The sequence below is a fragment of the Mediterraneibacter sp. genome (genome assembly GCF_030825015.1).
Taxonomy (GTDB): Bacteria; Bacillota; Clostridia; order Lachnospirales; family Lachnospiraceae; genus Mediterraneibacter.
Window position 1 is genome coordinate 134,664 of the sequence record NZ_JAPJQP010000002.1, and the last position, 14,111, is coordinate 148,774.

Below are 14,111 nucleotides of genomic sequence, written 5' to 3' on the forward strand. Positions count from 1 at the left end.
TCTGATCAAACCGGGCGTTTTGACAGCCGCATAACTGCTGTTTTGATTTTAAATCATTAGTTTGTAATCGTCAACTCTGTTTCTTTGTCAAATACGTGAATCTTCTCCATATCAAGTGCAAATACTGCTTTATCTCCTGTGCGCAGTGTTGTACGCGGGTTAACGCGCGCTGTCATCTGCGTTCCCTCTAAATCAAAGTAAAGGAATACTTCTGCGCCGAGAAGCTCGTATACTTTGATCTCGGATTCGATGATGCTGTCCGGGGAGTTGCTGATAAATGCCTGAGAGTCATGTACGTCTTCAGGACGGATACCGAGAACAACTGTCTTTCCGTCATAGTTTCCATCGATGAGAGCCTGTTTCTTGGAAGCCGGAACTTTTAATACATGTTTTCCGACTGACAGTGTTACATCATTGCCTTTGACTGAGCAGACTGCATCCATGAAGTTCATCTGCGGAGATCCGATAAATCCTGCAACAAAGAGATTGCACGGTGTATTGTAAAGATTCTGCGGTGTATCAACCTGCTGAACAACTCCGTCTTTCATAACGACGATTCTTGTTCCCAGTGTCATAGCCTCTGTCTGGTCATGTGTTACATAGATGATCGTTGCGCCGAGGTTCTCGTGAAGTTTAGAGATCTCGATACGCATCTGAACTCTCAGTTTTGCGTCAAGGTTGGAAAGCGGCTCATCCATAAGGAAGACTTTCGGATTACGAACGATGGCACGCCCCATAGCAACACGCTGTCTCTGTCCGCCTGAAAGAGCTTTCGGTTTACGGTCAAGCAGTTTGTCCAGGTCAAGGATTCTTGCTGCTTCACGAACTTTTTTATCAATCTCTGCTTTCGGTACTTTACGAAGTTTCAGACCAAATGCCATATTATCATATACAGTCATGTGCGGGTACAGAGCGTAGTTCTGGAATACCATTGCGATGTCACGGTCCTTCGGCTCTACATCGTTCATAACTTTTCCGTCAATCTTGAATACTCCGTCAGAAATATCTTCCAGACCTGCGATCATACGAAGCGTTGTAGATTTACCGCATCCGGACGGTCCTACGAAGATGATGAATTCTTTGTCTGCGATCTCAAGGTTGAAATCTTTTACCGCATGAAATCCGTTAGGATAGATTTTCTGAATGCCTTTGAGTGATAAACTTGCCATTTTATGTTCCTCCTGAAAATAAAAATGTTTTCTGAATTTGCTTATGAAATAAGTATAACCGTAAGCCGGAAACCGGACAATGTTACGAGTGACTAAAAAAAGAAGGAAAAAGTGTACATGTTGACGAAAAATAAGAAATCGTCTACAATAGCACTATCGTAAATTATGAAATCAAGGAAAGAAAAGAGGAATAAAATTATGGCAAATCCGATCGTTACATTTGAGATGGAAAACGGAGATATCATGAAAGCAGAGCTGTATCCTGAAGTTGCGCCGAATACAGTGAACAACTTTATTTCATTAATTAACAAAGGATTTTATGACGGATTGATCTTTCATCGCGTGATCCGCGGATTCATGATCCAGGGCGGATGTCCGAATGGAAACGGAATGGGAGGTCCGGGATATGCGATCAAAGGTGAGTTTACGCAGAACGGATTTAAAAACGACCTTGCACATGATCCGGGCGTTCTTTCAATGGCACGGGCAATGCATCCGGATTCTGCGGGAAGTCAGTTCTTTATCATGCATGAGAAATCTCCGCATCTCGACGGAGCTTATGCAGCTTTCGGAAAAATTACGGAAGGGATGGATGTTGTAAATAAGATCGCGGAGACAGCGACAGATTACAGTGATCGTCCGCTTGAAGCACAGAGAATGAAAAAAGTGACTGTAGAATTGTTCGGAGAAACATACAGTGAACCGGAAACAGTGTAAGTTCTGTAAACTGCAGAAAGGTGAAAGTACAAAAGCGGAGACGTCGGGCGTCTCCGCTTTTTGGTATTAGTTTGTCTTTATAACCGATATTCCATAATATAGTCATCCATGAAAAAACCATTTCCGATGTCATTTTTTTGAGCGTCGATCGTCTGAAAGCCGAGATGGCGGTATACGTTTAAAGAACCGTCATTGTGTTTGTTGCATGTCAGCCAAATAGCAGAATATCCTTGTTTTCGGCACAGTTCTTTCAGAAAATCAAACAGAAAAGTTGCCAGATGTCTGCCACGGTACTCTTTGGCAAGATAGAGTTTGCTCAAAAACAATCTGCCGTCCTTGTCTGGACGGATCGATACATATCCGCACAGCTTTTCCTGATCGAGAAGCCGGTAATATTCATATCCTTCAAGAACCTGTTTTTGCAATGCAGGGCAGGATTGGAAACGGTCGAGCATATATTCTACCTGTTCGCTTCCGATGATCGGTGTAAAATGTTCATGCCAGATCACATCCGCCAAGTCGGCGATTTCCTGAAGATGTTCGGTGCTTTCAGCTTTTTGAATGCTGATCGAGCGGTTCTTTTCATTGACTGAACTGTTCTGTTTCATGAAAAAGTCTCCCTTCTGTAATGTAAAGTACTGCTGTCTGAAATATTATAGTACATACAGGCTTTCTCCTGCAACTTTCTAAAAATAATATAAATTATTAGCACTCACCACAAAAGAGTGCTGATTTTCTATTGACTTTTAAATATCTCCGTACTAGAATGTCTGTTAGACATGGAAACAGAAAGCGTAAAGCTGATTGGATTCCGAAAGATCGGCAGAGGCGCAACTCATAAAATAAAAAAAGAGAAGGAGTGTTTACGATGGCAGTAAAAAAAGGAACATTATCGATTGACAGCGAGAATATATTTCCGATTATAAAGAAATGGGTATATTCAGATCATGATATTTTTGTGCGCGAGCTTGTGTCAAACGGATGCGATGCGGTTACAAAGCTGAAAAAGCTTGATATGATGGGAGAGTATGAACTTCCGGAAGATTACAAGGCAAAAATTGAAGTGATCGTAAATCCGGAAGAAAAGACGATGAAGTTTATTGATAACGGTCTTGGTATGACCGCTGAAGAAGTGGAAGAGTACATTACGCAGATTGCATTCTCAGGAGCGACACAGTTTCTTGAAAAATATAAAGACAAGACAACAGAAGACGATATGATCGGTCACTTCGGACTTGGATTTTATTCTGCATTCATGGTGGCAGATGAAGTTCAGATCGATACATTGTCTTATAAAGAAGGAGCATCTGCCGTACACTGGGCAAGTCAGGGCGGTACGGAATATGAGATGCAGGGAGGAAATAAAGAGACAGTCGGAACAGAGATCACGCTGTTTTTAAATGAAGACAGTCTTGCATTTGCAAATGAATATCGTGCAAGAGAAGTGATTGAAAAATATTGTTCTTTTATGCCTGTCGAGATCTTTCTTTCCAAGGCAAATGCAGAGCCGGAATATGAAACGATTGATGAGGAAGACGTGCTTGACACAGACGAAGTCGTAGAGCATATTACGGAAGAAGTTAAAGAAGGCGAAGAAGGCGAACCGAAGAAGAAAGCGAAGATCGTAAAACGTCCGGTTTCTTTGAGCGATACACATCCGCTGTGGAGTAAGAGTCCGAGCGAGTGCACGAAAGAAGAGTATATTGATTTCTATCGGAAAGTATTTATGGATTATAAAGAGCCTTTGTTCTGGATTCATCTGAATATGGATTATCCGTTTAACTTAAAAGGAATTCTGTATTTCCCGAAGATCAACACAGAGTATGAGTCCATTGAAGGAACGATCAAGCTGTATAACAATCAGGTCTTTATCGCGGACAATATTAAGGAAGTGATTCCTGAGTTCCTCATGGTGCTTAAAGGAGTGATCGACTGTCCGGATCTGCCTCTTAACGTATCGAGAAGCGCCCTGCAAAACGATGGATTTGTCAATAAAGTTGCCGATTACATTTCCAAGAAAGTGGCGGATAAACTGACAGGAATGTTTAAGACGGACAGAGAAAATTATGAGAAATACTGGGACGATATCAGTCCGTTTATCAAATTTGGATGCCTGAAAGATGAAAAATTCGGCGAGAAGATGAAAGATTCGATGATCTATAAAAATTTGGATCACAAATATCTGACATTAGAAGATATTATAAATGAAAGCAAAGCTGACGCTGCAAAAGAAGATGCAGAAAAGGCAGATGAAGAGACAAAGGAAGAGGAAGAAAAGGACGTTCAGACAGATGCAAAAGCAGACGCTGACGATCAGGATAAAGAGCCTGAGAAGACAAGTGTTTACTATGTGACAGATGAAGTTCAGCAAAGTCAGTATATCAATATGTTCAAAGCACAGGGTCAGGATGCCATCGTGCTGACACATAATATTGATTCTGCGTTTGTGACTTATCTTGAGCAGAAGCATGAGGACGTCCGTTTCCTGAGAATTGATGCAGATGTTCATGAATCTCTGAAAGATGAAGTTGCAGAAGATGAGAAGGAAGCTTTCGGAAAAATGGCGGACAGTCTTGTAGAAATCTTCCGCAAAGAGCTGAATGATGACAAGCTGGATGTAAAAGTTGAAAAATTAAAAGACGATAAAGTGGCGTCTATGGCTGTACTGTCAGAGGAAAGCCGCCGCATGGAAGAGATGATGAAGATGTACGGTATGAGCGGAATGGATCCGGCGATGTTCGGCAGCAAGGCAACGCTTGTACTCAATGCAAACCATCCGCTTGTGAAATTCCTGACAGAAAATAAAGAAAGCGAAAATGTAACGGTTATCTGTAAACAGCTCTATGATCTGGCAATGCTTGCTCATAAGCCGCTCAGTCCGGAAGAGATGACGGCGTTCGTACAGAGAAGCAACGAGATCATGCTTTTACTCACAAAATAAAACTACAGTTGATATTTCATTGAAAATATAACGAAATGGAATGGGGCTGTCGCTTTAACGATGAATCATAAAATCGTGAAGCGGCAGCCCCTAAATTAAACTCACTCTCTTTTATTATGAGATAGTTACGCTTTCTGTGTGCAATTTGAGAAAGTATTCATATCAATTTAGTAATTCAAAATCAATCTCTTTTTTCCTGAAGAAATTTTCCGTCATTTCATCCCATGCATGTTCTAACGTTTTATCCATCATAAAAGTTTTGAAGGAAGTTCCGGTAATACATGTCAATGTGCTGCCATCGTAGCGGATGTTCAGATAAAGTCCCTGCACAGCGTCCGGCTGAATTGAAAGACTGTTTTGTAAGATGAGCGTCTCGATCTTTTTCGGGGAAAGGCTGAATACAAAGTGAAAGGCAAGCGGCGTTCGTTTTCCTTTAATGAGAGAATAACAAAAGCTTCTTACGTTTTTCCAGTAAGAGTACTCAGGGAGAACAGCGTCAGAGTCAAAAAAATCTTTTTGGATAAAACCGTCAATGTGAAAGGTGTTGAATGTCGTGATCTCTCCCTCGATAAATGAAAAGTGGTCAAATGTTTCATTTAGAAGAAGATGGGACATGAAATCTTTGATATTTGTCAATGAAAATGCGATCATGAAAGACTCCTTATCATTGTATATTTGTGCAATTTTTCTATGAAGTTCCTGATATGACAGGATAATATTAATTGTATCACGAAACCAAGTCGGCGTCATTGACTTTTTGGAGTAAAAAAAGTATTATTACCTTGGATTATTTTTTATTTCATAGGAAAGTGCCTTTTGGCACTTCCGGTGATTGGAAAATAAAAAAGAGTATAATAAATAATAGGGAAATGAAATAAATGAAGAAGATAAAACAGAAAACAAAAAGAAAAATTGCTCTTGCGGTATGTATTCTTGCGGCAGTGCTTGTTATTGTGCTGCTCGTACAGGGAATCCGCGGGCTTTTTTATAAGAAGGCAGATACGTCGGCAGGACTGGAATATATTCATGGGGAAGAGAACGGTGATATCTCGGCGATCGAAAAGAAGATCGCTCTGCTTGAAAAGAATGACGGAGAAGACGGTGCGGGTGAAATGAGCCTGAAAGAGAAGTTTACCGGTGCGGTCATCGTAGGGGATTCCATTACGGAAGGATTTACAGAGTATGATATATTGAATACATCCAGCGTTGTGGCGAAGATCGGGGTGCATTTGGATGAATTGGACGAGCAGATTCAGCAGGTAAAAGAGTTAAGTCCAAGTATTATCTTCCTTTCGCTCGGAATGAATGATGTTGAGCATACAAACGGTGATGCAGAGAAATTCATCAAACAGTATGAGTCGGTTGTCGATGAAGTGAAAAAAAATGTTCCGGAAGCGCATATCTTTGTGAATGCGATCTTTCCGGTACAGGAAAAGGCAGTGAAAGAAAAGCCGGTTTTTGAAAAGATAGAAGAATATAACGATAAATTAAAAGAGTTGTGTGATAAAAAGAGAATCGGATTTATTGACAGTTCAGATCTTGTCTCGGACGAATATTATGAACAGGACGGCGTGCATTTTAAGGCGGCTTTCTATCCGGTTTGGGCTGGAAAAATGGCGGAGGTGGCAGGGTTATGAGTCAATGGAAGAAAAGAACGGTTCAGGTGATGCGTTATGTGACGTTCCTTTTGATCGTCGGATTTGTGGCTCTTTTGTTAATCTATACAAGCGGAAGCAATCGTCCGTTTGAGGAAGTAGAGCAGTTGGTAGAAGCCTCTTTGAAGAAAGACAATCTGGCGCTTCAGGACGGGTCTGCGCTGAAACGCAATTTTGGACTGAATGCGGCTGATTATGAAGGCGTAATGTATTATTCTTCAGAATTCAGCATTTCATCAGAAGAAGTTCTTCTTATTAAAGTGAAAAATGAGTCTCAGACGGCGGAAGTGTCTGAAGCGATCGAAGAACGGATCAAAATGCGGACGAATGATTTTGAAGGGTATGCGCCGGAGTCGGTACAGCTTTTGGAATCTGCAAAGCAGAGTGTGCGCGGAAAATATGTATTCTTTGCCGCTGCGCCGGAGGCAGAGAAATATTTGGAAGTATTTAACAACAGTTTATAAGGCGGGAGAGGGAACAGGCCGATGTTATTCAGCAGTATTACATTTTTGTTTATGTTTCTGCCAATCGTGATGGCAGTGTATTATCTCGTTCCGAACGGGGTGAAAAATATCGTCTTGCTTTTGGCAAGTCTGTTTTTCTATGCATGGGGAGAGCCGGTTTATGTTGTACTTATGATCTTGTCCATCGTATTGAACTATTTTTGCGGACAGGATATTGAAGCGAATGGGGATGATCCGAAGAAGGCAAAAAGGAGTCTTGTATTTGCGCTCGTGGCGAATCTCCTCATACTTGGATTTTTTAAATATTATGGATTTTTGCTCGATACGATCAATTCATTCCTTACAACGGATATTCCATACAGAGTTCTTCCTCTGCCGATCGGAATTTCGTTTTATACATTTCAGGCGATCTCCTATGTGATCGATATTTACAGGAAAGATGCAAAGCCGCAGAAAAATATTTTATATTTTGCACTTTACATCAGTATGTTTCCGCAGCTGATCGCAGGACCTATCGTCCGTTATGCGGATATCGAAGAACAGTTAAAAGAGCGCAAGGTGACGCTTCGCAAACTGGGACAAGGCTCGATGTATTTTATTATCGGACTGGCGAAAAAAGTGATCATTGCAAATTCGACAGGAGCGGTGTTTGAAGAAGTTGCGGCGATGTCAACCGGAAATTTATCTGTTCTGACTGCATGGATCGGGGTGTTTTCTTATGCGTTTCAGATATATTTTGATTTCAGCGGATATTCGGATATGGCGATCGGACTTGGAAAAATGTTCGGATTTGAATTTAAGAAAAATTTTGACCACCCGTATGTGTCTAAAAATGCGACGGAGTTTTGGCGGAGATGGCATATTTCTCTTGGCACATGGTTCAGGGAGTATGTGTATATTCCGCTTGGAGGAAACCGCTGTTCTGTCTCAAGAAATATATTTAATCTGATGGTCGTTTGGACTTTGACCGGAATGTGGCACGGCGCGGCGTGGAACTTTATCGCATGGGGCGTATACTACGGCGTGATCCTTGTAATGGAAAAGTATGTTTGGGGGTCTTCTGTAGAACAGCTCCCGAATCCGGTGCAGCATATTTATGCGGGTGTGGTGATCCTTGTAGGATGGGTCTTCTTCTTTAGTCCGAGTCTCGGATATGCTTTGCGTTATCTTTGGGCGATGATCGGAGGCGGAGCAGGGATCGCGGATGCAAAAGGTGCGTTTCTTTTATTTACTCACCTTTTGCTGTTTGTCATTGCGTCTGTAGGAAGTACCGCTTATGGAAGGAAACTTTTAAACGGAGCGGTTCGTCTTTCTTCAAACAGAACAGTAAGGATGACGGTGGGGGCTGTTCTCTATATGGGAATGTTCTTACTTTCAGTGGCATTTTTAGTGACAGATACATTTAATCCGTTTTTATATTTCAGATTTTAGGGGAATACTTATGAACAGCAGGAGAAGAAAAGGGCAGATTGAAAGCCTCATCGGGAAAATATTTATACTGAGTCTCTTTCTTATTTTGATCGTGAATCTGATCGTTCCGACGAAAGAAAAGTCGGAGGAAGAAAACCGGATGCTGGAGAAAAAACCGAAAGCAACGGTGTCTTCGATCATTTCCGGCGATTATATGGAGCAGTGGGAAAAATATGCAAGCGATCAGTTTTTCGGACGGAATTTTTGGAGAAAAATAAAAGTAAATGCAGATAAGATTGCGGGAGCAAAAGAGGAAAACGGCGTTTTTATCGGGAAGAACGGACAGTTACTGGAAGATATCGCTGTTCCTGATAACGAGCAGCTTGAAGCGAACACGAATGCCGTGAAAAACTTTGCGCAGACGTATTCGAATATTCCGACGACAGTAATGCTCGTTCCGGATGCGGCATGCATTTTGAGCAGCCGTCTGCCTGCATTTGCCACAGTGGAAGATCAAAGACAGATGTTCGGTATGGTAGAACGCAATCTTGGAGATACAGTCAACTGGGTTGATACGGTTTCGATCATGAACAAGCACAAGACGGAAAAATTATACTATAAGACAGATCATCACTGGACAACGCAGGGCGCCTTTTTTGTATTTAAAGAAGCCGCTCCGCTGTTCGGGATCGAGGGCGATGTGTCGGATGATTATGTGTCTTATACTGTGACGGACAGCTTTAATGGCGTTCTTGCATCGAAAAGCGGAGTCGGATTGGATGAAAAAGAGAAGATTGATATTTATGCTCCGACAGACGGAGACGATGATGTAATCGTAAACTATGTCAATGAGACGAAGAAGACGACTTCTCTTTATGATTCGTCAAAATTAGAAACGAGAGATAAGTACGGTGTATTTTTAGGAGGAAATACATCTGTGATTGATATAAAAACGGTATCTACGAGCAAAAAGCGGCTGCTTGTAGTGAAGGATTCGTTTGCGGACTGTTTCATTCCGTTTCTGACGCCTCATTACAGAGAGATCGTCGTTGTCGATCCGAGATATTATACCGGAACGATGAAAGAGATCATGGATACTTATCGGATAACAGATGCGTTGATCCTGTATAGTGGAAATACATTTTTTACAGATAATAATATAAGTGGAGTGTTTACTGGTGAGTAATCGGATCAGAGAAGAATTTTTACAGCCGAAAGAGTCGGTGAGACTGAATAAATATTTAAGTGAGGCGGGCGTTTGTTCCAGAAGGGAGGCGGACCGCCTTATTGAGAGCGGAAAAGTAACGGTAGATGGGGAAAGGGCGCAGACCGGGATGCGCGTTTTGAAAGGTCAGGTTGTCAAAGTCGGGAAAAAAACAGTTTCCAGACAGGATGAGCTGGTTGTTTTGGCTGTGAATAAACCGAAGGGAATCGTCTGTACAGCAGATCGAAGAGAAAGAGACAGTATCGTACGGTTTCTTGATTATCCCGTGCGTGTCACTTATGCAGGAAGACTGGATAAAGATTCCCGCGGGCTTCTTCTTATGACGAATAACGGAGACATCATTAATCAAATGATGCGGGCGGCAAATCGGCATGAGAAAGAATATAAAGTGACAGTTGATAAAGAGATCACGGAAGAATTTATAAAAAAGATGGCCGGAGGAGTTCCGATTCTTGATACGGTTACAAGACCGTGCAAAGTGAAAAAGATCGGAAAATATACTTTTTCGATTATTTTGACTCAGGGATTAAACCGTCAGATCAGACGAATGTGTGAAGAACTCGGTTATCAGGTGAGAGACCTCGTTCGGGTAAGGATCATGAATATACGGCTTGGGAGTCTGAAAGAGGGAACGTACAGAAAACTGACGGATGCAGAGCTGGAAGAACTGGACAGGATGCTTAAATAAAAAGAAGGTGGAGTTCAGAACTTATCTGAATGTTGGAGAAGAAGATGGAAAAGAAAAAGAAAACGGAACGAATGCGTGAACTTGTAGACCTGCTTAATCAGGCGAGAAGAGCTTATGAGCAGGAAAACACGGAAATCATGAGTAATTTTGAATATGACCGTCTTTATGACGAGCTGCTTGCGCTGGAACAGGAGCTTGGAACAACCCTTGCCTCAAGCCCGACAGTCAATGTAGGGTATGAGGTTTTGAGCGAGCTTCCGAAAGAACGCCATGAGAAGCCGATGTTATCTCTGGATAAGACAAAAGAGGTAGAGAGACTTCGGGAATTTGTAGGAGATCAGCAGGCTGTAATCTCATGGAAGATGGATGGGCTGACCATTGTTCTGACTTATGAAAACGGCATCCTTGTGAAGGCGGTTACGAGAGGAAACGGTGAGATCGGAGAAGTCGTTACGAATAATGCGAAGGTGTTTCGCAACATTCCGCTATCCATACCGTTTAAAGGAGAGCTTGTCCTTCGAGGCGAAGCAGTTATTTCTTATAAAGATTTTGAGAAGATTAATGAAGAGATCGGTGATGCCGATGCAAAATATAAAAATCCGCGGAATCTGTGCAGCGGATCGGTGCGCCAGTTGAATAACGAGATCACTGCGAAGAGAAACGTGCGGTTTTATGCGTTTACTCTTGTAAGAGCTGAGAATGTCGACTTTCGAAATTCCAGGGCATATCAACTGCAGTGGCTTCAGGAGCAGGGGTTCGATGTTGTGGAACATCATCTCGTTACGCAGGATACAGTCGAAGATGAGGTGGCGTGGTTTGCAAAGCATATTCAGGAAAATGGAGTGCCGTCAGACGGACTTGTTCTTACTTATGATGATATTTCCTACGGACAGTCGCTTGGAACAACGGCAAAATTTCCGAGAGATTCTTTTGCGTTTAAATGGGAAGATGAAGTGCGGGAGACGACGATTCGTGAGATTGAGTGGAGTCCTTCCAGAACAGGGCTGATCAATCCGGTAGCTATTTTTGATCCCGTGGAATTAGAGGGAACAACAGTGAGCCGTGCAAGCGTGCATAATATCAGTATTATGGAAGAATTAGAGTTGGGAATCGGAGATACGGTTACGGTATATAAGGCGAACATGATCATCCCTCAGATTGCGGAAAATCTGACTCGCAGCGGGGTGAGTGAAATTCCGAAAGAATGTCCGGTCTGCAAAAAACCGACGAAGATTTCCATGGAAAATAATACGAAGACATTGTATTGTGTGAATCCGGCATGTCAGGCAAAACATGTGAAGTCGTTCAGCTTGTTTGCCAGCAGGGATGCTATGAACATCGAAGGATTATCAGAAGCAACTTTGGAAAAATTTATTATCAACGGGTATGTAAAAGATTTTACAGATATCTTTCATCTTGACCGATATGCAGAAGAAATAAAGACGATGGAAGGATTCGGGAAAAAGTCTTATGAAAATCTGCAGAAAAGTATAGAAAATGCAAGAAAGACAACGCTGCCGAGACTGCTCTACAGTCTTGGAATCCCGAATATCGGAATTTCAAATGCAAAAGTAATCTGCCGTGCTTTGGGATCAGATCCAAAACGGATCATTCAGGCAACAGCAGAGGAATTAAATGAGATATCGGGCGTGGGCGGAGTTATTGCAGGAACATTTGTCGAATATTTTAAAGATGCGGCGCATGTGGATGTTTTTGAGAGGCTTCTTGGAGAAGTAGAGCTTGCGAAAGAGACGGCAGAAGAAGATCAGAAGTTTGCAGGAGTGAATTTTGTTATTACGGGAAGCGTGGAACACTTTGCAAATCGGGCTCAGGTCAAAGAAGAGATCGAGAAGCGGGGAGGTAAAGTGACGGGAAGCGTGACATCAAAGACGAATTATCTGATCAATAATGACACCGGATCAGGAACGGCGAAAAATAAAAAAGCCCGGGAACTTGGTATACCGATCATTTCAGAAGAGGATTTTTTGAAAATGATGAACGAATAGAGAAAAACGCATTCGTGATTTTTACAAAAACTTCATTTGTACAATGAAGATAAGTGTACTATAATAAGAAAATACTTGTAGAAAGAAACCGGATAAATGGATGTTCGTACAAATGAAAATAGGCAGAGAAAGACGAGGAGAATTATGTCAGATCAGGATTTCATTTTGGTAGATGAGGAAGAAAAAGAGAAAGAAGATGCCGGTGAAAATAAGGCGGATAAAGATGAAAAAAAAGACAGCTTAGCAGTGAAAAAAGAAGATGAACAAGAAGAAAAAGACGGCGGCGATGATGACGATGGATACGAGAAGATATGTCTCATCTGTCACAGACCGGAAAGCGTTGCGGGCAGAATGATTGAGATGCCGAACCATATTACGGTGTGTCAGGATTGCATGCAGAGAAGTTTTGACGCGATGACAGACGGTTCTGTCGATCTGAGCCGGCTTGTCAACATGCCCGGAGTGCAGTTTTTAAACGTATCAGATTTTGACAATATGCAGCCGAGAGCACAGAAGATTAAAAAGAAAAAAGAAAAGCCGAAGGAGTTCCATCAGCTTGATATTAAGAAAATTCCGGCTCCGCATAAGATCAAGGCAAGGCTTGATGAGTATGTAGTCGGACAGGAAAAAGCGAAGAAAGCGATGTCGGTTGCCGTTTATAATCATTATAAACGGGTTGCATCAGATACGATGGACGATATTGAGATTGAAAAGTCGAATATGCTGATGATCGGACCGACAGGAAGCGGTAAGACGTATCTTGTTAAAACATTGGCGAAGCTTCTCGATGTGCCGCTGGCTATTACAGATGCAACGTCACTGACAGAAGCAGGATATATTGGCGACGATATCGAAAGTGTTGTTTCCAAGCTCCTTGCTGCAGCTGACAATGATGTGGAACGGGCAGAGCAGGGAATTATTTTCATCGATGAAATCGATAAGATTGCGAAAAAGCACACATCGAATCAAAGAGATGTAAGCGGCGAGTCCGTTCAGCAGGGAATGCTCAAACTTTTGGAAGGCAGCGAGGTAGAAGTTCCGGTCGGCGCAAACAGCAAGAATGCGATGGTTCCGCTGACAACGATCAATACGAAGAATATTTTGTTCATATGTGCAGGCGCATTTCCTGATTTGGAAGATATTATAAAAGAGCGTCTTACGAAGAAGACTTCCATGGGATTTAACGCAGAGCTGAAAGACAAGTATGAGCATGACGAAGATATTCTGTCAAAGGTAACAGTGGAAGATCTTCGTAAGTTCGGTATGATTCCGGAGTTCCTCGGACGTATGCCGATCATATTTACTTTGAAAGGTCTTGATAAGGATATGCTCGTTAAGATCTTGAAGGAGCCGAGAAACGCAATTTTAAAACAGTATCAGAAACTGCTTGCTTTGGATGAAGTGAGTCTGATCTTTGACGACGGCGCGCTTGAGACGATCGCCGAGAAAGCGATGGAGAAAGATACCGGCGCGAGAGCCCTTCGGGCGATCATCGAAGAGTTTATGCTTGATATTATGTATGAGATTCCGAAAGATGACAATATCGGAGAAGTGACCATCACAAGGGAATATATTGAAGGTACCGGAGGTCCGATCATTAAACTGCGCGGGCAGCAGTCAATCGCAATGAACGACAATTAATCAGAAGAGAGAAGAGAAAAAAGAAAAAAGGAAGAAACGGAAGATTTGATTACTGATCAGGATCTTCCGTTTCTTTCTTTTGATTTTCTTTAGAAATTCTTTTGGATATATATATTGACCATTTATATTATAGTATATATAATATAAATAAATCAAATATATATGAAAATCAAACATATAATTAAACAAAACACA

Annotated in this window: 12 protein-coding genes; 9 read left to right on the forward strand and 3 right to left on the reverse strand. The window is 41.9% G+C overall.

The annotated features are described in order from the left end of the window. Nucleotides 1-56: 56 nt before the first annotated feature. Entirely contained in the window at nt 57-1,169 is a 1,113-nt protein-coding gene (locus RCH61_RS02310) for an ABC transporter ATP-binding protein (protein ID WP_178006516.1), read from the reverse strand. 198 nt (nt 1,170-1,367) lie between these two features. Here RCH61_RS02310 and RCH61_RS02315 point away from each other — a divergent pair, with 198 nt between their 5' ends. Further along, entirely contained in the window at nt 1,368-1,886 is a 519-nt protein-coding gene (locus RCH61_RS02315) for a peptidylprolyl isomerase (protein ID WP_178006517.1), read from the forward strand. 77 nt (nt 1,887-1,963) lie between these two features. Here RCH61_RS02315 and RCH61_RS02320 read toward each other — a convergent pair whose 3' ends face one another. Beyond that, a complete protein-coding gene (locus RCH61_RS02320) occupies nt 1,964-2,494 on the reverse strand; it encodes a GNAT family N-acetyltransferase (RefSeq protein WP_178006518.1) in 531 nt (176 codons plus the stop codon). 260 nt (nt 2,495-2,754) lie between these two features. Here RCH61_RS02320 and htpG point away from each other — a divergent pair, with 260 nt between their 5' ends. Continuing rightward, complete coding sequence (gene htpG, locus RCH61_RS02325) at nt 2,755-4,827, forward strand: molecular chaperone HtpG (protein WP_178006519.1); 2,073 nt, start codon at nt 2,755-2,757, stop codon at nt 4,825-4,827. A 162-nt stretch (nt 4,828-4,989) separates the two neighbouring features. Here the strand turns inward: htpG and RCH61_RS02330 are convergent, their stop codons facing one another. Continuing rightward, nucleotides 4,990-5,478: a DUF5721 family protein gene (locus RCH61_RS02330; RefSeq protein WP_178006520.1), complete on the reverse strand. Its 489-nt coding sequence runs from the start codon at nt 5,476-5,478 to the stop codon at nt 4,990-4,992. A 227-nt stretch (nt 5,479-5,705) separates the two neighbouring features. On the opposite strand from RCH61_RS02330, the gene RCH61_RS02335 reads away from it, so the two are divergent. The 7 genes from RCH61_RS02335 to clpX all read left to right on the forward strand — a co-directional run bounded on the left by RCH61_RS02335 (nt 5,706) and on the right by clpX (nt 13,916). Beyond that, complete coding sequence (locus tag RCH61_RS02335; RefSeq protein ID WP_178006521.1) at nt 5,706-6,464, forward strand: GDSL-type esterase/lipase family protein; 759 nt, start codon at nt 5,706-5,708, stop codon at nt 6,462-6,464. Continuing rightward, the gene (locus tag RCH61_RS02340) at nt 6,461-6,946 is read left to right on the forward strand and encodes a DUF4358 domain-containing protein (RefSeq protein WP_178006522.1); all 486 of its coding nucleotides are present in this window, start codon (nt 6,461-6,463) and stop codon (nt 6,944-6,946) included. The genes RCH61_RS02335 and RCH61_RS02340 overlap by 4 nt, the downstream gene beginning before the upstream one ends. A 21-nt stretch (nt 6,947-6,967) precedes the next feature. Further along, nucleotides 6,968-8,377 carry an MBOAT family O-acyltransferase gene (locus tag RCH61_RS02345; protein ID WP_178006523.1) on the forward strand — a complete coding sequence of 470 codons (1,410 nt, stop codon included), beginning with the start codon at nt 6,968-6,970 and terminating at the stop codon, nt 8,375-8,377. Between the two features lie 10 nt (nt 8,378-8,387). After that, nucleotides 8,388-9,542: a DHHW family protein gene (locus RCH61_RS02350; protein ID WP_178006524.1), complete on the forward strand. Its 1,155-nt coding sequence runs from the start codon at nt 8,388-8,390 to the stop codon at nt 9,540-9,542. Further along, entirely contained in the window at nt 9,535-10,269 is a 735-nt protein-coding gene (locus tag RCH61_RS02355; RefSeq protein WP_306479771.1) for a pseudouridine synthase, read from the forward strand. Before RCH61_RS02350 ends, RCH61_RS02355 begins: the two co-directional genes overlap by 8 nt. A 44-nt stretch (nt 10,270-10,313) precedes the next feature. Beyond that, nucleotides 10,314-12,275 carry an NAD-dependent DNA ligase LigA gene (gene ligA, locus RCH61_RS02360; RefSeq protein ID WP_178007651.1) on the forward strand — a complete coding sequence of 654 codons (1,962 nt, stop codon included), beginning with the start codon at nt 10,314-10,316 and terminating at the stop codon, nt 12,273-12,275. Between the two features lie 144 nt (nt 12,276-12,419). After that, nucleotides 12,420-13,916 (forward strand): ATP-dependent Clp protease ATP-binding subunit ClpX, encoded by a 1,497-nt coding sequence (clpX, locus tag RCH61_RS02365; protein ID WP_178007653.1) that lies wholly within the window; start codon nt 12,420-12,422, stop codon nt 13,914-13,916. Nucleotides 13,917-14,111: the final 195 nt, after the last annotated feature.